Raw genomic sequence first — 22,636 nt, forward strand, 5'->3', positions numbered from 1 at the left:
CTTCTACCACTAACTTGGATACATATTCTTTGTACTCTTGTGAAAAGTGCTTCCCCATCTTGAACACGTCCTTTTAAATGATATTTATATTATAAATAAAATCTCATTTTCACGTGTCCACTTTTTAGACTAACTTTAAATCTCCGCTTATTTTATAGATCATTGGTAACTGAGCATTACAATTAGCGTTTGAATTCTCATGTTTAATTCCTTATTAAAGAAGCTCCAGTCCTTGTTTAGATGCAAGGCTTTTGTACCGATTTCGCTGGCTTTATAATTTTAAATAATTATAATTTTCAGCAACTTTGTCAATGATGATATAAAAAGGCAAAGGGAGAGCGAATATGATTCAAGTAAGGGTTTTTGACCATGAGCATGAAAAGGATTTGGAAATGGAGATGAACCGTTTCTTAGAGAAGCTGGATGAAAATAAACTGCTTGATATTAAATACAATGTAGCCGCTATCCATGAGGAAGAGGAAGAACAAATTTACTGCTTCTCCGCTATGGTTGTTTATCGGTCGTAAAACTATTCCCAAAAAAGAAGCTGACTTAATAACCTAACAAGCTCGAGTTCAGATTAAAAAATGCACCCGAAGTTAGAGTAAGCTAACTTTTTGGGTGCATTTTTATGAATTAGGAAAAAACAGGCGCGATATTTTTATCTAGCCCGGGCTCCGCTCCAGCTGATGAAGTCAAAAACGGATCAGGCTCTGATCGTACTACTCAAGCCGCCGTTTCACTTTTGTGCTTACTTATTTATTGTAACTTTGTTTGTGTAAGAAAGGTTCTGCTCGGCACCCGAAAAACAAATAATAACCTGCTTCTATTTGTTCAATTTTCCTTCTTTAATGCATATTCACCGGCATTCAGTCCAGCAAGGCGGCCAGTGACAAATGCAGAGGTTATATTATATCCGCCTGTATAGCCGTGAACATCGAGTATCTCGCCACAGAAAAAGAGCCCCTTCATTTGTCTCGAAGCCATCGTTTGAGGTTCTACTTCTTTTACAGAAACACCTCCGCCAGTCACAAACGCTTTATCGATCGAGAGTGTCCCGTTCACTTCAATTTCGAAGCGTTTGCAATCCTTAACAAAATCCCTGATTTTCTCGTGCGCCAGCTGTCCACCCTGAGTAGCCGGATTAATTCCATTTCGTTCAAGTAAAAATAACAGGTATCTTTCAGGAAGCACACCTTTTAATAAATTTTTCACGGATTTTTTTGGATCACTTTTAAAGCTGCTGCTGATTTCCTGGAATAAGGCTTCCTCTTTTATGTCAGGGAGTGCATCAAGGCTCATTACAACCTTACGGAGATTCCATTTCTTCATTGCCTTTACAACAAACTGGCTGCATCTGAGCACGGCAGGTCCGCTTAAACCGAAATGCGTAAAAATCATATCCATTTTATGAGTGATAAGTGGCTTGCCTTTAGGGTTTAACACACTTAAAGCAACATCTCTCAATGAGAGGCCTTGTAATGTCTTATCTTTTATAAAAGGCTCTGATGATGTTACGGGCACTTCAGTAGGAAACAAATCAGTAATTGTATGGCCTGCCTTTTCAGCCCAAGCATAGCCATCTCCAGTTGAACCAGTATGGGGAACGGATTTTCCGCCAACCGCAATAATAATACTTTTTGAGTGATACAACTGGTTGTTTTCAAGTTCAACGGATTCAGCTTGTCCATCAGCATAGTGAACTGTTCGGACAGGGCTGTTTGTTTTAATGTCGACATTAAGCGCACTTAGCCTGTTTAGCAGAGCGTCCACAACGGATTGAGCCTTGTCGGTAACAGGAAACATCCGGCCATGGTCTTCCTCCTTAAGCTGAATGCCAAGCTTTTCAAAAAACTGAATTATATCCTCATTGCTGAAAATCGACATACCACTGAATAAAAACCGTCCATTTCCGGGTATATGCTTAATGATTTCTTCTACTGGGAGGCGGTTTGTAACATTGCACCTTCCGCCACCCGAAATGGCAAGCTTTCTTCCAAGCTTGCTGCCTTTATCAATCAAAAGGACCTTAGCACCTTGCTCACCAGCAGCAATTGCTGCCATTAAGCCGGAAGGTCCTCCGCCAATCACAATAACATCGTATTGCATAAATTCACCAACTTTATTTTCTGAAAAACATTGTTATTTTTCGATTGTATTATTTTACTTCAATAAAAACGATTGAATACTCTATTATAAAACATTTCCATTCCGGTGTTAATTAAAACAGCGGGAATTGGCAATTAGTCCGAAAGAAAGGTAAACTACAAATAATCCAAAATTATTTACATTAAGTATAAATATAAAGGGTATATACTCTTTATGATAAAATACATTTTCGTAGAAGAAAATAAATTCATAGAAGTGTAATTGTTCAATAAAGACTTGGTGTGCCGTAGATATAGTACATAAGTAAGTCAATGACGGTGCGGTTATACTTTTTAGTGTGGGAAGGATTTTTATGTCATCTAAGCTCTTAAGAGGGACGTTCATTTTAACGCTCGGAACGTTTATTTCGAAGTTTCTCGGCCTTTTTTATGTTATTCCGTTTTACGCGATTGTTAAAGACCATGGAACAGCACTTTATAACTTTTCCTACGTGCCATACACGATTTTTATTAGTATAGCCACCGCTGGAGTACCGCTGGCAGTCTCAAAGTTTATTTCAAAATATAATGCCCTTGGCGAATATAAAATAGGGAGGAAGCTGTTTAAATCTGGCCTCGCCGTTATGCTTGCGAGCGGTATCCTGTCATTTCTGGTCCTATACTTTTCTGCGCCGCTGCTTGCAGATATCATGATCGATGACCAGCAAGTAGCCAAGGTCGAAAGTGGCGAAAACGTAAAAGCTACGCCAGAGGGGGAGGAAGTGACTGAAGCTGATGTCACAACTGTCATAAGGGCAGTCAGCTTTGCCTTGATTATTGTGCCCTTCATGAGTTTGATTCGAGGTTTTTTTCAAGGGCACCAGTCAATGGGTCCCTCAGCCGTCTCGCAGGTGGTTGAACAAGTTGTTCGGATTGTATTCCTCCTTGCGGGTGCGTATATTGTTTACAATATCCTTGGAGGCAGTCTAGTAGCAGCTGTAAGCGTAGCAACGTTTGCGGCCTTTGTAGGCGCACTAGGGAGCCTTGCAGTATTAATATGGTATTGGTATAAGCGAAAGCCGCATCTAGACAAGCTGCTGGAGCAGGATAAAGGGACAATGGATATTTCTTTGCGGGAAATGTATAAGGAGATCATAATTTATGCTGCTCCATTTATCTTTGTAGGGATAGCCAATCCTCTGTTCCAGTTTATTGATCAGCTGACATTTACGAATGCAATGATGTCTATTGGTCATTTAAAAGAGGAAGCAGTAGCCGCATTCTCTGTATTAAATTTCCAAACTCACAAGCTTGTCATTATCCCAGTTTCACTTGCAACTGCTTTTTCGTTAACACTTGTGCCTAGCATAACGAAGGCATTTGTTGAAAACGACAGAAAAAGCCTAAATCGGCAGCTGGACCAGACTTTTCAGGTGCTTTTGTACTTAACGGTTCCAGCTGTCGTAGGACTCTCACTGTTGGCCGAACCGATCTTCACCGTGTTTTATGAAAATAAGCCGCTAGGTACGGAGGTACTCCAGACGTATGCTCCGGTTGCTATTTTATTTTCCTTATTTGCCGTAACAGCGGCGATCTTACAGGGAATTAATGAACAGCGGTTTACAATTTTAAGCTTGCTCGTAGGCCTTTTAGTAAAATTAACCCTTAACATTCCGCTCATTAAGCTTTACGAAACGCAGGGGGCTGTACTGGCAACGGCACTTGGCTACACGGCAGCGATTTTAATAAATATGTATGTGATAAGAAAGTATGCAAAATATCCGATGCGATTTGTGATAAGAAGAATTTTTCTGATTGGCTTATTTTCAGCTGCTATGTTTATAGGGACATATATTGTGTACCAAGGCGTGCTGCTTATTCTTTCTCCGGAAGCAAAACTGCAGGCACTCGTAATTACCGCAATTTGTGCAGTGGCCGGGGCAGCCATCTATTTCTACTTAGGCTATCGCTCAAACCTGATCAACTTATTATTTGGAGAGAGGGTTAATCGCCTTCTCAGAAAACTTCGATTACCATTTTAAAAAGGCCTCCGCTTTAAATAAGCGGAGACCTTTTTCTTAATAATAAGGTGTATCTTCCGTTCTGAAACCGAGTCTGCGCTCAATACGGTCTACACGGCGCTCTAACTGCTGGAATTGCCGGTTTAATCTCTCGAGCTGTCGTTCTACTCGGTCTAGACGCCGGTCAACTCCTCCACCAGGGAAGCCCCCACCAGGGAAGCCGCCACCAGGGAAGCCGTCACCAGGGAAGCCGTCACCAGGAAACCCGCCACCAGGGAAGCCCCCGCCAGGGAACCCGAAGCCTTGGCCTTGTTGACCTTGTTGACCTTGTTGACCTTGTTGACGATAATGCATAATATCATCTCCTTACTTAAGCATGATATTAGTCTATGCGCCAAGGGGATTACTGGGTGGGCACCAGCCCAGGGAAGAAAAATTTATAAGAAGGCATCAAAATAAAGTCATTGATTACTGTCCAGGTCCGGTACCTAGCCAGTTTTCTCCAAGAGCTAAGGGAGGAAATATTTCATGCGTATTGATAAAATGCTGGCCAATCTTGGTTTTGGCAGCAGAAAAGAAGTTAAAAAGCTCTTAAAAGATGGGGCTGTTATTGTTAATAGCAAAGTAATTAAAGATTCTAAATATCAAATTAACCCTGAAACAGATACTGTGCTCTTACATGGTGAAGAAGTTGAATACAGGGATAAAATTTATTTTATGATGAATAAGCCGCCGGGTGTCATCTCGGCAACCGAGGATGTTAGGGAAAAAACCGTAATTGACCTGCTTGAGGTGGAGGATGCTGTACTTGAACCCTTTCCTGTAGGCAGGCTGGATAAGGACACTGAAGGACTGCTATTGATTACAAATGACGGTCAGCTTGCCCATAAGCTTTTATCTCCCAAAAAACATGTGCCAAAAACATATTTTGCTGTTATTGAGGGACAAGTAACCGATGAGGATGTAAGAGTATTTGAAAAAGGGGTGACACTTGATGATGGATATGAGACGAAGCCTGGCAAACTTACTATTTTAAGTTCCGGAAAGCGGTCCGAGATTGAGCTTACGATTACAGAGGGGAAATTTCATCAAGTGAAAAGGATGTTTCAGGCAGTCAGCAAACAGGTTGTGTTTCTTAAGCGGCTTACTATGGGACCATTGAGGCTAGATGACACGCTTGAGCTTGGTGAATATCGAGAGCTCGCAGATGACGAAGTGGAGCAGTTGAGAAGCTATGAGGTCAAGGAGGATCAGAATTAGAAAAACGGCCAGACCCTGGCCGCTTTTGGTTCATTATTAAACAATAACTTTATCGCATTAGAATCGTCAGTTACCGTGGCATCCGCTAACCATCTATTACGAAGTCAACTTGACCTTTTTATGCGTAGTTGTCCATTTACCGCGGCTGGGACTTTTAACTAAGTCGTTATAAGCCAAGACATTTAAATCTCTCTGGATGGTGCGAGGAGTTATACCAAATTCCTCTACAAGATCTTGTGTAGTTACAGTACCATTCTTTCGAATGTACATGTAGATGGATTTGATTCGGTTTATCATCCGGTTAGTTGAAGGCTTCACGAAAACCACTCCCTATCCTTTTTTAAAACCTTTGGCATTCCAGCGACCGACAGCCGATTGAAGATAAACTCTTCAATTATGTAAATTTTCTTCTTTCCAGACAACCCCTTTGTAAATTTATACCCCTAATTTACTGCTTTAAAAAGTAGGGGAGAGCGCTTTTGAATAAAAGTCTTTGAATTGTCTTACATTTTACCGTTATTTTAAAAAAATTTCTACTTAATTAATTAAATTTACTAAAAATTCTCAGGTTTGTTCCTAAAACCACCTCATTAATTTTCTTTTTTATACAATATGGCAAATGATAAGGTAATTATGACAATTAGATTGAATATTTTAAAGATTAACATAATTTATCGGGTTATTGAGGTCCATTTTTGGATAAAAGTTAGAAGCTTAGCAGTATAACTTCAAAAAAGTTTGACATACACTAATAAACTGTTGTGAAAAGCTTTATTATTAGGGTAGATAACAATAAATGTCCTAAATTATTTTTAGGATAAAATAATTTAATAGAGATAGGTTTGAGTCATTACATATTTTAGATTTTATGGAGGATCTATTATGACATCAGTTAATTGGACAGAGGAAGTATCAAAGCGCAAATCTCATTTGATCAGTGATACCCAAAGACTTCTGCAAATTAAAAGTGTTTTAGAGGAGGATACTGCAACAAAGGATGCACCGCTTGGACAGGGAATTAAAGAAGCATTGGATTTCATGCTGACCATGGGCGAACAGGATGGTTTTCAGCCCAAAAATACTGGTAATCTTGCTGGGCATCTGGAATTTGGATCGGGAGACGAAATTGTCGGGGTTTTATGCCATATTGATGTTGTTCCTGAAGGGGATGGCTGGTCAAGTGATCCCTATGGAGCTGAAATTCGGGATGGCAAGATCTTTGCCAGGGGAGCAATCGACGATAAAGGTCCAACAATGGCTGCCTACTATGCAATGAAAATCGTCAAAGAGCTGAAGCTTCCTCTTAAAAAGAGAGTCAGAATGATTATTGGGACAGATGAAGAAAGCAACTGGCGTTGTGTGGACCATTACTTTAAAACTGAAGAAATGCCGTCTATGGGTTTTGCCCCAGATGCTGATTTTCCAATTATTAATGCTGAAAAAGGAATTGCTGACTACGACCTAGTCCAAACTCCTAAGGGATATGAGAATAAAGAGACTCTTATAGAAGTAAACGAGTTTACATCAGGCAGAAGATACAATATGGTTCCTGACTTTGCGCGAGTATCACTTGTAGTCAATCAAGAGCAAAATGAAGTTTTACAGCGTTTTATCCTTTATAAAAAAAAGCATGAGCTTGAGGCAAAATACCATGTTGAAAATGGAGAATTGATCATTGAAGTTGAAGGTGTTTCTGCCCATGGAATGGAACCCGACAACGGCAAAAATGCAGGACTTCTGCTGGCAGGTTTTATAGCAGAACTGGGATTAGATGCTCAAGCTCGCCAATTTTTTGAGTTTGTCACACGATACTTTGGAAAAGAATCACGAGGTGCGGAGTTAGGGATCGTTTACTCAGACGAAATTACCGGGGAACTGACCATTAATGTCGGAAAGCTGGCTTATTCAAAACCCCAAGGCGGCCGTTTAGGATTAAATATGCGCTATCCGGTGACGACCAATCTAAACAGAACGATGGAAACTCTAAAAGAGAAAGTGGAGTCAGAAGGATTTGCAATTGATCAGTTTGATGATTCTCCACCTCATCATGTTGATGAAAAGGACTTCTTGATTCAAACGCTGAAAAAGGTTTATGAGGAACAAACAGGAACGCAAGCGAAGCTATTAGCGATTGGCGGGGGAACTTACGCCCGTTCCCTGAAATCCGGGGTCGCGTTTGGCTCGCTATTTCCTGGAAGACCTGATGTCGCTCATCAAAAAGATGAGTATATATTCCTTGAGGATCTCTTCAGAGCTACTGCAATATATGCACAGGCAATATATGAATTGGCAAAATAAATAAGGGGGAGCATGATGGACTTTATAATAATTAATGGGGAAATAGCCAAGAGGTCATCTGCAAGAATTGATATTGAAGATAGGGGCTATCAATTTGGTGACGGTGTATATGAGGTAGTGCGGGTTTATAATGGGAAAATGTATACAGCGGATGAGCATTTGCAGCGTCTTCATCAAAGTGCTGAAAAAATAGGCATGAAAATTGACCTGTCAGCGGCCAGTCTGAAGGAGATGATGGGAGAATTAATAGAAAAAAACACTTTACAGACTGGGATCGTTTACATCCAATTTACCAGAGGAACAGCTCCCCGCAATCATAATTTTCCTGCCTCAAATGTGCCGCTGACTTTTGTTGCATATACAAAGGAATTAGCACGGCCGGCGGAAAACATGAGCAGAGGTGTTGAGGCGATTACGGAAGAGGATATTAGATGGCTCCGCTGTGATATCAAAAGTTTAAATCTGCTTGGGAACTTGCTTGCAAAACAGAAAGCAGCAGAAGCTGGGTGCTTTGAAGCAATTCTGCACAGGGGAGAAACGGTGACGGAAGGCAGTCATACAAATGTAGCCATTGTGAAAAACGGTATAATTTATACGCACCCTGCTACTAATCTGATTTTGAACGGCATAACAAGGCAAAAGGCGCTTGAGCTATGCTCGTTTAACGGGATGCAGGCCGAAGAAGAAGCCTTTTCATTAACTGATTTAGCAGAAGCGGATGAAGTGTTTATGATGGGAACGACCACGGAAATCATGCCAATTGTAAAAATTAACGGTCAGCCCGTTGCAGACGGACTGCCAGGCATTGTAACGCTAAAACTTCAGAAGCTCTTAGGGGATGCGATTATTAAAAAATGTGGTGTAATATAAAAAAACTGGCCCTGCAGCTTTAGTATGCTGGGCCAGTTTTTTTAGTTGTTAAGGAAACTGCCAAAGTTCCAGATTGCGGATCAGTTATTCAAACTGGAAAAGATCGCTTGATAAATAACGTTCCCCTGTGTCACATGCAATACAGATGACAATTTCATCAGGTTTCAGACGCTTTGCAACCTGGATGGCTGCATAGCAGGCTGCACCAGAAGAAGGCCCTACTAAAATGCCTTCCTCCCTTGCAAGACGCCGGGTGATATCATAAGCTTCTTCATCCTTAATTTGATGAATTTCTCCATAAACATTTTGATTCAAAATCTCAGGGATGAACCCAGGACTTGTGCCAACAAGTTTGTGCTTGCCTGGTTTTCCACCGGACAATACTGGCGATCCAGCCGGTTCAACCACATGAATTTCGATATCAGGGTATGTCTCTTTTAAAACTTCACCAGTACCTGTAATTGTTCCGCCTGTTCCGGAAGTGGCAACAAAGGCGCCTAAGGGCTTGTTAAGCTCCTTTACAGCTTCAATAATCTCTAGTGCTGTCGTTTTCCTGTGTGCATCAGGGTTCGCATCATTTTCAAACTGCATGGGAATAAAGCTATTAGGAATTTCTGCAGCAAGCTCCTTCGCTTTTTTGATAGCTCCGGGCATTTTCTCATCGCCAGGTGTTAAAACGACCTCGGCACCGTAGGCTTTTAAAAGATTTATTCTTTCAGCTGTCATCGTGTCAGGCATGACCAAGATAGCCCGGTATCCTCGTGCTGCAGCATTCATGGCCAAACCAATGCCTGTATTGCCGCTAGTAGGCTCAATGATGGTGGAATCACTTGTTATTTTCCCTGATTGCTCTGCCATTTCAATCATATTGAAAGCAGCCCGGTCCTTAACGCTTCTGCTTGGATTGAAGAATTCAAGTTTAAGATAAACAGAAGCCCCGCCTTCAGGTGCAAGCCGGTTAAGCTTAACGATCGGAGTTTCTCCAATCAATGCGGCGATGTTATTTACAGTTTTCATTCGTATCTTCCTTTCTTGCCACTTTGTCAGTATAGGATAAAGCAGGATATGCCTTGTTTAAACTTTATAAGTTGTTGGTCTTATAATACATAATCCACCATCGGCAATCAAACTATAAGAAATGGACCAAAGATAATAAATAATGTGAATAAAATGGTAAACAGTCCCTTGAGTTTTGATACAATAAAGACGTGGGCATAACAGGAGATGAAACAGAGTGCACCATAAAAATCACTATTTCATTGCATTAGCTATTCCCTTTCCTATGAAAACTGAGATTATGGAGAAGATTCACCCATTAAAAGAAGAATTCAGATTCCAACGATGGGTTCATCCACAGGATTTGCATATTACCTTGGCGTTTTTAGGAGATGCTTCTGAACAAAAACTTAAGCTTGTAAGCGAAAATACGATAGATGAAATAGACGAGTTTTCTTCGTTTTCAGTGAGTATAGATCATCTTGGTGTTTTCGGAAATAGCTCATCTCCAAGAATTTTCTGGGCAGGTATGCTGAAAAGTATAGCTCTTTATGAATTAAGGGAACGTGTTTATACTGCTGCTTCTAAAGCTAATTTTGAACTGGAATCAAGACCGTTTAATCCCCATGTGACTCTTGCGAGAAAGTGGGAAAAGAGCAGAATGTTCGATTCGTCTTTGCTTGAGGATAATAACCCATTTAATAAAGAACCACTAACATTTGTGGCAAGAGAAGTAGTTTTATACAAGACTCATTTGGGGAAAGAGCCAAAATATGAAGCCATTGCATCAATCCCTTTAATGGATAAATGAATGAATAGATAAGGCAGGGATATAAATGGGACAGTTAATTAAGCTGCAGGATTATGTATCCCGCTATGAACAAGATATTTATGCCTATCCCACCAGGTTTGTCAGGTTAAAAAAGGATCAATGGGAAGGGATGAAGGACCATTGGTCACAAGGACCGGTCTCCAAGGTTTCAGATGAAGACAACAACATAAATAGACGTTCAGAAAAGGTACCACTGTTTGAGAAGTTAAAGGAACTAATTTCCTTTAAGACAAAAGGAAGAGAGGATTCCAAGACAGAAGATATACCTCCGTCGGCTTCCAGCCTAGATCCAATTATTCCTGCTAGTATCGACTCGATAGAAAAGTTAAAGAAATACTTTCTCGACCAGCTGCTGCCCTTTCAGCTAAAATGGGCAAGTTCAACGCTGACTGAAAAATCTTTTCTCGATAGGTCCTATTTAAATGATGAGCGGCTGAAGTTTTTGCTTCAGCGCTTACCTGATACGTTTCTTATTTTATATAAGCCTATTTTTTTATTGAAAAATGCTTCTGTTGAAACAGACGTAATTCTTATTACGCCTACTGGAATTTGGTCCCTGGCATTCTTAGAGACAGAGCAAGATACAGTCTTTATCGGATCAAAAGAGCGATTCTGGGTAAAAAGGACAGGAGAGATTGAGGGAAAACTATTAAACCCGCTGATTGGCTTAAACAGGACTGACCAAATTGTCCGTAAGCTTTTTCAAGTCGCGGAAATAGATTTGCCTGTTCACAAAGCTTTAATTACTATGGATGGTTATATCGACTTTCCGTCCCGTCCGTATGATACTAATTTCGTTGAAAAGCGTGATTTTGATGAGTGGTTTAAATCTTTACGGTCGCTTAAATCTCCTCTTAAACATATGCAGTTGAAAGCAGCACTAGCTTTATTGCAGCATTGCCGGACACAAAGTGTAAGAAGGCCTGAATGGGAGATTCATAATGAGTCAGAAAGATGGAGTCAAGTAGAGGATAAATAAAATAAGGGGTTATGCTCTATTTGTTAATTCAAAAACAAGGATGAGTGGCGAGACGAGTTTTTTAATAAAAGGCTGTGTCAAAGAACCGTGTTAATAGTTGCTACTCTGTAAAGTGTAGCGGAAGTCAAGCCCCAGTCTAACAGAGCTTAAAAATAAAGCGCACACTAGAGTCCCTCTAAAGAAAGATGGAACTTCAAGTTGAGGAGGTGGTTTAAATGGCTGAAATGAATCGGCAATTTGAAGCCTATTTGGATGAAATGAAAATAATTGTCGTGCTTATTCCATACTCCTATCATCAGGGATCTTCCACGTTTTTTTATTTGGAAGAAGATCAAAAAAAGGTCCCCTTAACCATTAAACATTCAATTCAAATTGATCATTATGTAAAATATGTTTGTGAGTTAGAACAAGAGTTTAATATCGGGCAATTAGGGTGGATCATTGATGAGCACGGCGGCAAAACAGATCTTCAAATAGGCTCTGTGATCCGGACTCCTGAATTTGATGAGCGTTTCTTTTATGAAGGGAATGACCTCGGACTGCTCTATACTCAAAAAAAATCCTTTTTGGCCTTATGGGCACCAACAGCAACAGAGGTGAAACTGAAAATTGCTTTCCCTGGCAGCAGGATTTTCAAAGAAGTCCCAATGCACCGATTCGATAAGGGCGTTTGGAGACTTGAGATAGACAAAGACCTTGAATACTGCCGTTATGCTTATAAAATATGCATTAATCAGGAATGGAGAATAGCTGTCGATCCTTATGCAAGGTCTGTATCGGTAAATGGAGAATATGGTGTGGTGATCGATCTTAAGAAGACCCAGATAGAGAAACCGGATTTGCCTCCGTTTTCCCATCCGGTGGATGCCATTATATATGAGACTCATATCAGGGATTTTACGATCCATCCTGATAGTGGAGTTACACAAAAGGGCACTTATACTGGTACTGGAGAAACAGGTACTGTAAGCAGAGGCGGCCATCCAACCGGCCTTGCCTATGTAAAGGATCTCGGGATCACCCATTTGGAATTGCTGCCCTTCAACGATTTTGCTGGAGTGGATGAGACCGCTCCATCAGGGGAATATAACTGGGGATATAACCCGCTTCATTTTAATGCACCTGAAGGCAGCTACTCCTCTGATCCTACTGATCCTTACGCTAGAATTATTGAATTAAAGGCAATGATTAGATCCATTCACACACAAGGGATTCGAGTCATCATGGATGCAGTCTATAATCATGTTTATATCAGGGAAGATTCTTCTTTTGAAAAAATAGTTCCTGGCTACTTTTTTAGACATAACGAACATGGACTTCCTTCTAATGGAACGGGAGTAGGCAATGATTTCGCTTCTGAACGCAGGATGGCAAGGAAATTTATTGTTGACTCCGTTACGTACTGGATCAGTCAATACCATATCGATGGCATCCGGTTTGATTTAATGGGTATCTTAGATGTTGAGACAATGAATCAAATTAGGCAAACAGCCGACCATATTAATCCATCGATCCTTATATTTGGGGAAGGCTGGGATTTGAATACACCGCTTCCGGCAAACGAGAAAGCGACAATTGGTAATCAAGATAAGCTTCCTCGGATCGGCCAGTTTAATGACTGGTTCAGGGATACGATAAAAGGCAGTACCTTTAATTTGTATGATCGTGGCTATGCTTTAGGCAATGAAAGATATCTAGAAGCTGCAAAACAAGTCTTGGCTGGGAGTATCGGGATAGGGAAAAGGAAAAATGGGCTTTTTTCAAAACCCGGACAGTCTGTAAATTATGTTGAATCCCATGATAATCATACATTATGGGATAAGTTGAAGGTCTGCAACGAAGATTACGAGGAAGATACCAGGAGAATGCAGCAGAGGCTTTCGACAGGGATGGTCTTGCTCGCTCAGGGGGTCCCATTTCTGCACAGCGGCCAAGAATTTTTCAGAACAAAAAGTGGGGTTGGAAACAGTTATCGTTCCCCTGATAAAGTAAATTGGCTCGACTGGAATAGAAGGGATGCCAATATCGATGAAGTAGATTATATAAAAGGTTTAATAGCTATAAGAAAATCTCATGGTGCATTCAGGCTGCGTGAAAAACACTTAATTCAGCATCATATGAAATTTTTAGATTTGCCATTTCCATTGATCGGGTATGTTTTTTCCGACGTAATACATCTTGGGAAATGGGATCAGTTAGCCGTATACTTTAACCCATCGGGTACAAAACACAAAGCCAGGCTCCCAGGAAAAGAGCCATGGAATATATTGGCCAATTATATAAAAGCTTCTGATAAGCCTTTCGGAACCATTCTGGAACAAGATATAACATTGGAGCCCATGAGTATTTCTATAGTTGTAAAATAATCTTCAAACCGGTAGGCTTTGAACTTATACCTCCTTTTAAGATACAGCGATAAGCTAGAATCATTTCTGATAGACTTGACGGGGAAAGCTATTAGGAGATAAAATTCAAGTAGATAGCTATTGTAGGATTATACTTTTCAATAGCTATCTTTTTTTATTATGGATACATTACTTAGAATATAGATGAGGAAATGTTAGCTTAAACAGCTTGAGTGTACTTGGCCACAGGAATAAGCAAGAAGTTCTGTACTGCTTGTAGGATTACAGAACCAATTTCAGCTGTGATAAATAGCGAACACATTGAAGGTGAGCAACTTTGGAAGACTTATTTGGACAAGAATGGGAAATAGTTCCTGCAGGTGGTGCAACAGGCGCTGCCTTTTTTGCTCAGTATAAAGAAGAGCGTTTGTTTTTAAAACGCAACTCATCCCCTTTTCTTGCTGTTTTATCAGCAGAAGGAATTGTCCCTAAGCTTGTTTGGACAAAAAGACTTGAAACTGGTGATGTGATAACAGCGCAACAGTGGTTAAACGGCAGAGAACTGAAGCCGCCAGAAATGAACGATGACCGGGTGGCATTACTTTTAAAGAAAATTCACTGTTCTAAACCTTTGCTCGGTATGCTGAAAAGACTTGGGAAACATCCACTTCACCCAGAGGATTTGCTTGCCATTATAAAAGGGGATTTAGACAAGGAGCTTCTTTTACAGGAACCGGTGAAAGCAGCAATGAAATTTTTATCAGAAGAGGTTGCAAATGTAGACAGCAATGAAAAAGTCGTTTGTCACAGCGATGTTAACCATAATAACTGGCTGTTAACTGAAAACAGCCAGCTTTACCTAATTGATTGGGATGGAGCGGTTATTGCGGATCCTGCCATTGATCTTGGACTGCTTCTTCATTGGTACATTCCCAGAGAGTCGTGGGAAAGCTGGCTCGATCGGTACGGGATAGCCTTAACGGATAATCTTCTGCTTAGAATGAAATGGTATGTCTATGCACAGACCATTTCAATGATTCAATGGTACCGAACGCAAAATAGGTTTACTGAAATGGACCGATGGATACAATTCATCGATGATGTTGCCTAGGCTCTATGAAAATTGATCAATGCCTGATACCCATGAGGACAGCTGTTCCTGATTGGATAGAATGTGCTGATCCAAGTTAGTTGACCGAATGCCATCTTGGCTGTAATCATAAACCTCCTGAAGAATTGTTTTCACATTATTATCAACGCTGGCATTGACCATTAACGATTTAACAAGTCTCTCCAGCTGTTCACATTCGGCAACAGAGCCACAGCAATCAGTTTGTTGATTAGTCAGGATATCTTTTAACAGATTAACCTGGTCATTAGAGTGTAACGGCATAAGGATCATCCTTTCATCAGTAGCGAAATGAAGCAAAAAAAGAATTCACATCTAGGTTGTGAATTCTTTTTTTATTTATACATTTTAGCGTGGTGATTTTTTGATACTCTTGAAAATGTTTTAACGTCATGATATGGTTTACGATATGAAAAATTTGTAGAGGTGTCAGCATGAGATTAAGAAATAAGCCTTGGGCAAAAGATAAATTAGAACAAAATCCACAGTATGTGATTCAAGACCCTGCAGCATGCCGTGGGAAATGGAGCGAAGTATTTGATAATCAGCAGCCGCTCCATATTGAAATTGGCACAGGTAAAGGGCAGTTTATTACCGGTATGGCCAAAGCAAATCCCAACATAAATTATATTGGAATTGAAATGCAGGAAAGTGTTATTGTGTCTGCTCTTGATCTTCTGATTGAGGAGCAGCTTCCTAATTGTAAGCTTTTAAATAGTGATGCTGCAGACCTTCGTGAATTCTTTTCTAATGGAGAAGTAGGACGTGTTTATTTAAATTTCTCAGATCCTTGGCCGAAAACCCGCCATGAAAAAAGAAGGTTGACCTTTAAAAGCTTTCTTGATGTATATGCTGAAGTATTGCCAGAAGATGGCGAAATACATTTTAAGACGGATAACCAAGGTTTGTTTGAGTACTCGCTTGTCAGCTTCTCCGAATATGGACTAACATTAAAGTATGTTAGTTTGGATTTGCACAAAAGTGAATTCGAAGGAAATATAATGACTGAATATGAAGAGAAATTTTCATCCAAGGGCAATCGGATTTATCGCTGCGAAGTCGGGTATCCAGCAAGAAAATAGAATAGTGATTCTGAAACCTGTCTTTCTTGGAGGCAGGTTTTTTTATGAAGGGACCAACTCCTTTTTTAGGTAGAGAGAATGATCAAAAAATTTAAAATATTAAAGCGTGGGTGGTAGAATAGAAAGGGTAGAATGGTAATGGAGACTTAGGAGGTATTCTATTTGGAGACTTTAGTGCTGGAAAACGTGAAGATGACATGGCTTAATGGTGGAGTAACCCATCTTGACGGGGGGGCTATGTTTGGAGTAGTACCTAAGCCGCTGTGGTCAAGAAAGTATCCGGTAAATGAACAGAATCAGATTGAACTAAGGACTGATCCAATCCTGTTACAATCTGGAGGAAAAAACTTTTTAATTGAAACTGGAATTGGCAAAGGTAAAATGAACGATAAGCTAAAAAGAAATTTTGGAGTTCTTGAGGAATCAAAGCTGGACGAGTCTCTAGAAAAGTTAAATTTAAGAGCAGAAGACATTGATTTTATTTTAATGACACACCTCCATTTCGATCATGCATGCGGTTTAACCAACCCAGTTGGAGAGGGCTATGTTTCTGCTTTTCCCAATGCTAGAATTATTACATCAAACGTAGAATGGAATGAAATGAAAAATCCAAACATCCGGTCAAAAAATACATATTGGAAGGAAAATTGGGAACCAATAGAAAGTCAGGTTGAGCCATTTGAAAATGAGTGGAATTTTGGCCCGATCAAAATGGTTCATACGGGAGGCCACAGTAACGGGCACTCAATCATCGTTATTGATGGCGGTGAGGATCAAATTATTCATATGGCCGACCTAATGGGTACACATGCTCACCAAAATCCCCTTTGGGTTATGGCCTACGATGATTACCCAATGGACTCGATTGCAGCAAAGCAGAAATGGACAGAGCATGGTCTGAAAGCGAACGCATGGTTTACGTTTTACCATGATGCCTATTACCGGGCTATCCGATTTGACGAGAATGGAAAAATAGCAGAATCAGTTAAAAGGATTAGACCGTAAAGACGAATTATTAGTTTTGTGTAAATAAACATCTAAAGAAACGAAAAAGACCTTCCTCACGGGCAGGTCTTTTTCAAAAGAATTAGGCTTTAGAATTTAGAGCAGTTAGATGGTATAAACGTCAAGTATAGTCCCGGTCTCTGCATCTGCTATGAACTCAAAATGTTCCGTGCGCCCTCCAATATTCCGGGTGATTCCGCCTTTATAGACTTTATATTCTAGCGGAGACTTTGTATAGGCTTCTGGATTCATATTAATCCATGAGCCGCTAATGGGTCCTTCTTTCTTAAAGGCTGCTTTAGTATTATCAAGTACTTTTTCAGCGGATACCAGGTTTTTCTGTGAGAGGAGTTCTTTGGCGGCAAATCCGCTTACTGCTCCAATTCCGACTCCGTAAATAAATGATTTCCAATTCATATGGCGACCTCCAACCTTCAATTATTACCAATTTAATACTCTTATCATAGCATGACTTTACTTGTATTCAAATCATTTGGCAGGGAGCAGAACGGTTTGAAAACTTCCTTCAATATCAAATCGTTGGAAAGGCGAGTGAAAGTTCTGTAAAATATGGAATGTACATAATATGTTCAATAGCAGTCGAAACGTATTCAGTCTTCTGCATTATGAGTAGCTTAAATCTTTTTCATATAAAGGAGCAAATTTTTGATGAATGAGCAAACTTCAAAGCTTTTTCAGACGTTAACCGAACTTCCTGGAGTTGCAGGGAATGAGCACAAAGTCCGTCAATTTATGAAAGAGCAATTAACAAAATATGCAGATGAAGTGGTCCAGGATAAACTGGGTGGAATATTTGGCATTAAAAAAAGTGAAATTGATGGTCCTACTGTAATGGTTGCAGGGCATATGGACGAGGTAGGATTTATGGTTACTTCGATCACCGAAAATGGTATGCTGCGCTTTCAGACAATAGGTGGTTGGTGGAGCCAGGTCCTGCTGGCACAGCGGGTAGAAATTATTACGGATCACGGTCCGGTTATCGGGGTAATCGGATCAATTCCGCCGCATTTATTGGATGAAGCTAAGCGAAGCAAACCGATGGAAATTAAAAACATGTTAATTGACATCGGCGCGGATGACAGAGCGGATGCAAAAAGAATAGGCATTAAACCAGGCCAGCAAATTGTTCCTGTCTGCCCGTATACTCCTATGTCCAACAGCAAGAAAGTACTTGCTAAGGCTTGGGATAACCGTTATGGCTGCGGATTGGCAATTGAACTGCTGCAGGAGCTTGAAGATGAGAAACTTCCTAACCTGTTATATTCAGGTGCTACAGTTCAAGAAGAGGTTGGGCTAAGAGGGGCTCAAACGGCAGCAAATCTTATTAAGCCGGATATTTTCTATGCACTTGATGCCAGTCCAGCAAATGATATGTCAGGCGATAAAAAAGAGTTTGGCCAGTTAGGCAAAGGAGCGCTTTTAAGAATTTTTGACCGTTCCATGGTTACACACCGCGGTATGAGGGAGTTTATTCTTGATACGGCTGAGACGCACAATATCCCCTATCAGTACTTTGTATCCCAGGGAGGGACGGATGCTGGAAAAGTCCATATCTCGAATGAGGGTGTGCCAAGTGCTGTCGTAGGTATCTGCTCTCGCTATATCCACACTGCTGCATCGATCATACATGTGGATGATTATGCAGCAGCTAAAGAACTGTTAATCAAGCTAGTTAAAGCTAGTGATAAAAGCACAGTTGATACCATTAAACAGAATAGCTGATTTGGGGGCAGGATAAGCGAGGCAGTCTATGCTGCCTTGTTTTTTTATAAAAGATAATAATGACTAGCACGCCTTCAAGAAAATCAAGGTCGCTTGCTCCAGCTGATTAAAAGCTAAGTACGACTTGAGCTTCTAGCACGAAGCGTTTGTGAGGCTGGTTTAAGAGGCTTGAGCACCTCAGGGAGGAATATAATTGAAGATTGTGATTGGAACAGTAAACCCCTCGAAAATCGCAGCAGTTGAACTTGCGTTTCCCGCTGCCAATAATTCTTTTTTTTCAGTGAACATCCCGTCTGGTGTTAGTGAGCAGCCTGCAACTGATGAAGAGACCATCCGTGGAGCTGTCAATCGCGCAACAGCGGCAGCCCAGGAAGGTGATATCGGAATCGGGCTGGAAGGAGGCGTCCAGGAAATTTCCTTGGGGCTTTGTCTGTGTAATTGGGGGGCACTAGTTGAAAAAGATAAACCGCCAATTATTGCAGGAGGGGCAAGATTCCTGCTGCCAGAAAAAATAGCTGAGAGAATAAGAGCCGGTGAAGAGCTAGGTCCGGTTATGGATGATTTTTTCAATAAACAGGATGTCCGGAAGCATGAAGGAGCAGTCGGAATCTTCACAAACGGGTTAGTGGACCGTGCTGATATGTTTTTACATGTGACAAAGCTTCTTGTTGGTCAATACCAATACCGGAAAACAATGATTAAGGAAAATCCGTTCGGTTAGTGACACTATCAGCCTTTCCGAAATAGGCTTCCTAAAATCAAAATAGCCCCTCCTCCCAAACAGCTTGGAAGGAGGGGCTATTTTTATTTGCACAAGGCGTTTCCGCTTTTGTTTCATCCAGCTTCAGCGCCTAACCCCTCGAGTCGCTTCGGTCCTGCCGCTGAAGTCAAAGGACGACTTCAACTTCAGGCCCTCCAGCGCTTGTCGGGGTTGGTCAAGGCGCTTCCGCTTTTGTTTCATCCAGCTTCGACTCCTAGAAACTCGGAAAACTTCAGCTCCTCCAACAGAAGCAAAGAACGCTTCTTAGTCGGAGCCTCCAGTTTTCGCGTTTCTAACCAGTCGTCTCCGCTTTTGTTTCATCCAGCTTCAGCGCCTAACCCCTCGAGTCGCTTCGGTCCTGCCGCTGAAGTCAAAGGACGACTTCAACTTCAGGCCCTCCAGCGCTTATCGGGGTTGGTCAAGGCGCTTCAGCCTTTGTTTCATCCAGCTTCGACTCCTAGAAACTCGGAAAACTTCAGCTCCTCCGACAGAAGCAAGGAACGCTTCTTAGTCGGAGCCTCCAGTTTTCGCGTTTCTAACCAGTCGTCTCCGCTTTTGTTTTCACTTTTCTTCAAAGATGTAGGATAGGACTTTAATTGTTTGGTTCACTGTTTCAACTGTAACGCTTGCCTTGCTTGACAGCTCTTTTAATGGATGATGAAGTTCTTTTGGTCTGATAAGGATAAGTGGTTTTCCAAGGTTGATCGCTGCGCTTGCATCCATTGCTGTATTCCACTGTTTGTACTTCTCGCCAAATAAGGCAATTACCATGTCCGACTTTTTCATTAATATTTCTGTCCGCAAATTGTTAATGCTTGAGGCTGCAGCATCACGAAAAACAGGGTCAGGCTGCTCTCCCAATATTTCTTCTCCAATTAAATCAGAACGGTCATGATTTTCCATTGGCCCAACAAAATGAATAGGAAGCTTTAGCGATTTAGCCTTTTCTTTTATCTCCTCTCTCCAATTACTATGTATTTCTCCTGCTAAATAAACTGTTAATTCCATCTAACATCCTCCTCTGCCTAGTTAACTAACATATTACCACTTTTCGACAATTTTTTTTAACGAAAGGGAAAATGCAATATTAGGGTTGTCAGGGTGTTTACTTGAAAGGTATGATAGAAAAGGATTAGATTGTAATTATCCTGGAGGGGAAAGTATGACAAAAAGACTAGTTACCGCCCTTGTAAGTATTGCAGCTGCCTTAATGCTCGGAGCTTGTTCGGAATCCGTTCAGGATCAGAAAGAGTCAGTAAATCTGGCTGTTAAAGAAGCTTTCAACAGTAAACCTGAAGTCGTAAATACTAGTTCAAAAGATATAGATTTCCATTTACCTGCTGGCCTAAAAGTTGACAATGAGTCACCTAATAATATTCTTCTTAAAAACGGTTCCAAAACTTATATTCTGTTCTATAATCAGCATGAAGGATTAGAGAGTGAGGTTGTTTACAATTCCACTTTAAACCAGAATCCTGAACCCGATATGAACGAAACTTATACAAAAGACGAAAAGTTTGGATATATGTTATTGGACAGTACTGAAGACGAGTTATATGAATTAATCGTTGGAATCGGCGGGATAAAAGTAACAACTGAAACAAAGGCAAAGGACTTTGAAGAAGATGCAGTAGTAATGATGGAGTTAGCGAATTCTGTTAAATTTAAGAGTGCTGAATAATAGTAAGTTATACGAGGGAACCAGCATAAATGTTGGTTCTTTTTTTATTTTTATATAGATTTCCCTTAGTAAAAATAAAAGTTGGGTAAAATAATAGAATCTTTTTATTCCTTTTTAATCGGTAGAAGAGTAAAATAAACACATCAACTGTCTTGACACCTGTTTATACATATAGGGATGAAGGAGGAGTTATTTTATGAAAGAATTTTTAGAAAGAAAAGGGGTACGCCTCTCAGCGAAGGTTTATTTTATAGATGCCTTAAGCAGTATGGCGCTTGGATTATTTGCTTCGTTAATTATCGGATTAATCCTTAAGACAATTGGAGATCAGCTCGGTGCTCAATACTTAACTGATATGGGTGCGACCGCAATGGGTCTAATGGGCCCGGCAATCGGGGCTGCAGTTGCCTACGGACTGGGAGCTCCGCCGCTCGTGTTATTTTCAGCAATTGTCAGTGGTGCTGCAGGAGCTGCATTAGGCGGGCCAGCTGGAAGCTTTGTTGCTTCTCTTTTGTCAGTAGAAATTGGCAAGCTTGTGAGCAAAGAAACAAGAATAGATATTATTGTCACACCACTCGTCACGATTATTACAGGATTTACAGCTGCTTCCTTTATTGGACCAGGAATTAGGTATCTTATGGAAGGTTTAGGCAGTATGATTATGTGGGGGACAGAACAGCGGCCGATTATTATGGGGATTGTAGTTGCTGTGTTGATGGGCCTCGCCCTCACAGCACCAATTTCCAGTGCAGCAATCGCCCTCATGCTGGATCTGCATGGGCTTGCTGCAGGAGCTGCAACTATTGGCTGCAGTGCGCAGATGATTGGATTTGCAGTATCAAGCTATAGAGAGAATCGCTTTGGCGGGTTTATTGCTCAAGGGCTTGGTACTTCTATGCTTCAAGTCCCTAATGTTATTCGGAATCCCTTAACAATCATTCCTCCTACCATAGCAGGAGCTATACTTGCACCAATCGGAACGACCGTTTGGCTGCTTGAGAATAATGCTGCAGGAGCCGGCATGGGTACAAGCGGTTTAGTAGGACAAATCATGACATTTACGACCATGGGCTTTGGTGGAGATATTTGGATGAAAGTGATTTTATTGCATTTTATTGGACCTGCAGTCATTACACTGATAATATCTGAATATATGAGGAGTAAAGGCTGGATTAAAGCAGGGGACCTGCTGATCCACACTGGAGGAAATCAAAAGTGAAAAACCTTGAATCAATACAACAGTTTGAAGAACTAAAAAATAATGGCAAACATATTTTTCTCTTTTCAGCGGACTGGTGTCCTGATTGCCGGATTATTGAGCCAGACCTTCCTGAAATAGAAAAGAATTTCAATCAATTTTCTTTTTTCTATATAGACAGGGATGAATTTCTAGATCTATGCATTGAATTAAACGTGTATGGGATTCCTAGTTTTCTCGCCTATGAAGATGGAAATGAGTTAGGCAGATTTGTGAGCAAGGACCGCAAAACGAAGGAAGAAATTGAACGGTTTATCGAGAATCTATAAAAAAGGCCCTCCATCTGTTTT

The 22,636-nt window shown here is 40.8% G+C and carries 23 protein-coding genes; 16 read left to right on the forward strand and 7 right to left on the reverse strand.

Annotation, left to right across the window (positions count from 1 at the left end; genetic code table 11):
* Nucleotides 1-344: 344 nt before the first annotated feature.
* Nucleotides 345-527, forward strand: a complete 183-nt coding sequence (locus tag HRJ06_RS04070) for a sporulation protein Cse60 (protein ID WP_174729344.1) — start codon at nt 345-347, stop codon at nt 525-527.
* Nucleotides 528-834: 307 nt separating this feature from the next.
* Here HRJ06_RS04070 and HRJ06_RS04075 read toward each other — a convergent pair whose 3' ends face one another.
* Nucleotides 835-2,109: a BaiN/RdsA family NAD(P)/FAD-dependent oxidoreductase gene (locus HRJ06_RS04075; RefSeq protein WP_174729347.1), complete on the reverse strand. Its 1,275-nt coding sequence runs from the start codon at nt 2,107-2,109 to the stop codon at nt 835-837.
* 352 nt (nt 2,110-2,461) lie between these two features.
* On the opposite strand from HRJ06_RS04075, the gene HRJ06_RS04080 reads away from it, so the two are divergent.
* The gene (locus tag HRJ06_RS04080; protein WP_174729349.1) at nt 2,462-4,129 is read left to right on the forward strand and encodes a putative polysaccharide biosynthesis protein; all 1,668 of its coding nucleotides are present in this window, start codon (nt 2,462-2,464) and stop codon (nt 4,127-4,129) included.
* A 36-nt stretch (nt 4,130-4,165) separates the two neighbouring features.
* On the opposite strand, the gene HRJ06_RS04085 is transcribed toward HRJ06_RS04080, so the two are convergent.
* On the reverse strand, nt 4,166-4,462 hold the full coding sequence (locus HRJ06_RS04085; protein WP_174729352.1) for a hypothetical protein: 297 nt from the start codon (nt 4,460-4,462) through the stop codon (nt 4,166-4,168).
* Nucleotides 4,463-4,636: 174 nt separating this feature from the next.
* Here HRJ06_RS04085 and HRJ06_RS04090 point away from each other — a divergent pair, with 174 nt between their 5' ends.
* Entirely contained in the window at nt 4,637-5,368 is a 732-nt protein-coding gene (locus HRJ06_RS04090; protein ID WP_174729355.1) for a pseudouridine synthase, read from the forward strand.
* A gap of 96 nt (nt 5,369-5,464) precedes the next feature.
* Here HRJ06_RS04090 and HRJ06_RS04095 read toward each other — a convergent pair whose 3' ends face one another.
* Entirely contained in the window at nt 5,465-5,686 is a 222-nt protein-coding gene (locus tag HRJ06_RS04095; RefSeq protein ID WP_174729358.1) for a DeoR family transcriptional regulator, read from the reverse strand.
* A 564-nt stretch (nt 5,687-6,250) separates the two neighbouring features.
* On the opposite strand from HRJ06_RS04095, the gene pepV reads away from it, so the two are divergent.
* Nucleotides 6,251-7,666, forward strand: a complete 1,416-nt coding sequence (gene pepV / locus HRJ06_RS04100; protein WP_174729361.1) for a dipeptidase PepV — start codon at nt 6,251-6,253, stop codon at nt 7,664-7,666.
* A 15-nt stretch (nt 7,667-7,681) separates the two neighbouring features.
* The gene (dat, locus tag HRJ06_RS04105; RefSeq protein ID WP_174729364.1) at nt 7,682-8,536 is read left to right on the forward strand and encodes a D-amino-acid transaminase; all 855 of its coding nucleotides are present in this window, start codon (nt 7,682-7,684) and stop codon (nt 8,534-8,536) included.
* Between the two features lie 84 nt (nt 8,537-8,620).
* On the opposite strand, the gene cysK is transcribed toward dat, so the two are convergent.
* Nucleotides 8,621-9,553 (reverse strand): cysteine synthase A, encoded by a 933-nt coding sequence (gene cysK, locus HRJ06_RS04110; RefSeq protein ID WP_174729367.1) that lies wholly within the window; start codon nt 9,551-9,553, stop codon nt 8,621-8,623.
* Between the two features lie 217 nt (nt 9,554-9,770).
* Between cysK and thpR the strand changes: the two genes are divergently transcribed.
* The 4 genes from thpR (at nt 9,771) to HRJ06_RS04130 (ending at nt 14,799) form a co-directional block, all read left to right on the forward strand.
* Entirely contained in the window at nt 9,771-10,343 is a 573-nt protein-coding gene (gene thpR, locus HRJ06_RS04115) for an RNA 2',3'-cyclic phosphodiesterase (RefSeq protein WP_174729370.1), read from the forward strand.
* A 25-nt stretch (nt 10,344-10,368) separates the two neighbouring features.
* A complete protein-coding gene (locus HRJ06_RS04120; protein WP_174729373.1) occupies nt 10,369-11,343 on the forward strand; it encodes a nuclease-related domain-containing protein in 975 nt (324 codons plus the stop codon).
* Nucleotides 11,344-11,558: 215 nt separating this feature from the next.
* A complete protein-coding gene (gene pulA, locus HRJ06_RS04125) occupies nt 11,559-13,709 on the forward strand; it encodes a type I pullulanase (protein WP_174729376.1) in 2,151 nt (716 codons plus the stop codon).
* 316 nt (nt 13,710-14,025) lie between these two features.
* Entirely contained in the window at nt 14,026-14,799 is a 774-nt protein-coding gene (locus HRJ06_RS04130; protein WP_174729379.1) for a phosphotransferase family protein, read from the forward strand.
* Between the two features lie 3 nt (nt 14,800-14,802).
* Here the strand turns inward: HRJ06_RS04130 and HRJ06_RS04135 are convergent, their stop codons facing one another.
* Nucleotides 14,803-15,081 carry a YtzH-like family protein gene (locus tag HRJ06_RS04135; RefSeq protein ID WP_174729382.1) on the reverse strand — a complete coding sequence of 93 codons (279 nt, stop codon included), beginning with the start codon at nt 15,079-15,081 and terminating at the stop codon, nt 14,803-14,805.
* A 170-nt stretch (nt 15,082-15,251) separates the two neighbouring features.
* Here HRJ06_RS04135 and trmB point away from each other — a divergent pair, with 170 nt between their 5' ends.
* Together trmB and HRJ06_RS04145 are read left to right on the forward strand one after the other, a co-directional pair.
* Entirely contained in the window at nt 15,252-15,899 is a 648-nt protein-coding gene (gene trmB / locus HRJ06_RS04140) for a tRNA (guanosine(46)-N7)-methyltransferase TrmB (RefSeq protein ID WP_174729384.1), read from the forward strand.
* Between the two features lie 162 nt (nt 15,900-16,061).
* Entirely contained in the window at nt 16,062-16,904 is an 843-nt protein-coding gene (locus tag HRJ06_RS04145; RefSeq protein ID WP_174729387.1) for a YtnP family quorum-quenching lactonase, read from the forward strand.
* A 105-nt stretch (nt 16,905-17,009) separates the two neighbouring features.
* On the opposite strand, the gene HRJ06_RS04150 is transcribed toward HRJ06_RS04145, so the two are convergent.
* Nucleotides 17,010-17,321 (reverse strand): PepSY domain-containing protein, encoded by a 312-nt coding sequence (locus tag HRJ06_RS04150; protein ID WP_174729390.1) that lies wholly within the window; start codon nt 17,319-17,321, stop codon nt 17,010-17,012.
* Nucleotides 17,322-17,573: 252 nt separating this feature from the next.
* On the opposite strand from HRJ06_RS04150, the gene HRJ06_RS04155 reads away from it, so the two are divergent.
* Both HRJ06_RS04155 and HRJ06_RS04160 read left to right on the forward strand, forming a co-directional pair.
* Complete coding sequence (locus HRJ06_RS04155; protein ID WP_174729393.1) at nt 17,574-18,647, forward strand: M42 family metallopeptidase; 1,074 nt, start codon at nt 17,574-17,576, stop codon at nt 18,645-18,647.
* A 193-nt stretch (nt 18,648-18,840) separates the two neighbouring features.
* Entirely contained in the window at nt 18,841-19,368 is a 528-nt protein-coding gene (locus HRJ06_RS04160) for a DUF84 family protein (RefSeq protein WP_174729395.1), read from the forward strand.
* 600 nt (nt 19,369-19,968) lie between these two features.
* Here the strand turns inward: HRJ06_RS04160 and HRJ06_RS04165 are convergent.
* Entirely contained in the window at nt 19,969-20,415 is a 447-nt protein-coding gene (locus HRJ06_RS04165) for a YtoQ family protein (RefSeq protein WP_174729398.1), read from the reverse strand.
* A gap of 154 nt (nt 20,416-20,569) precedes the next feature.
* On the opposite strand from HRJ06_RS04165, the gene HRJ06_RS04170 reads away from it, so the two are divergent.
* From HRJ06_RS04170 to HRJ06_RS04180, 3 genes are all read left to right on the forward strand, one after another.
* Nucleotides 20,570-21,088, forward strand: a complete 519-nt coding sequence (locus tag HRJ06_RS04170) for a hypothetical protein (protein WP_174729401.1) — start codon at nt 20,570-20,572, stop codon at nt 21,086-21,088.
* 196 nt (nt 21,089-21,284) lie between these two features.
* Complete coding sequence (locus HRJ06_RS04175; RefSeq protein ID WP_174729403.1) at nt 21,285-22,307, forward strand: PTS sugar transporter subunit IIC; 1,023 nt, start codon at nt 21,285-21,287, stop codon at nt 22,305-22,307.
* Nucleotides 22,304-22,615: a thioredoxin domain-containing protein gene (locus tag HRJ06_RS04180; RefSeq protein ID WP_174729406.1), complete on the forward strand. Its 312-nt coding sequence runs from the start codon at nt 22,304-22,306 to the stop codon at nt 22,613-22,615. Before HRJ06_RS04175 ends, HRJ06_RS04180 begins: the two co-directional genes overlap by 4 nt.
* The last annotated feature ends 21 nt before the right edge of the window (nt 22,616-22,636 follow it).

The organism is Mesobacillus harenae (genome assembly GCF_013343715.1).
Taxonomy (GTDB): domain Bacteria; phylum Bacillota; class Bacilli; order Bacillales; family Cytobacillaceae; genus Mesobacillus_A; species Mesobacillus_A harenae.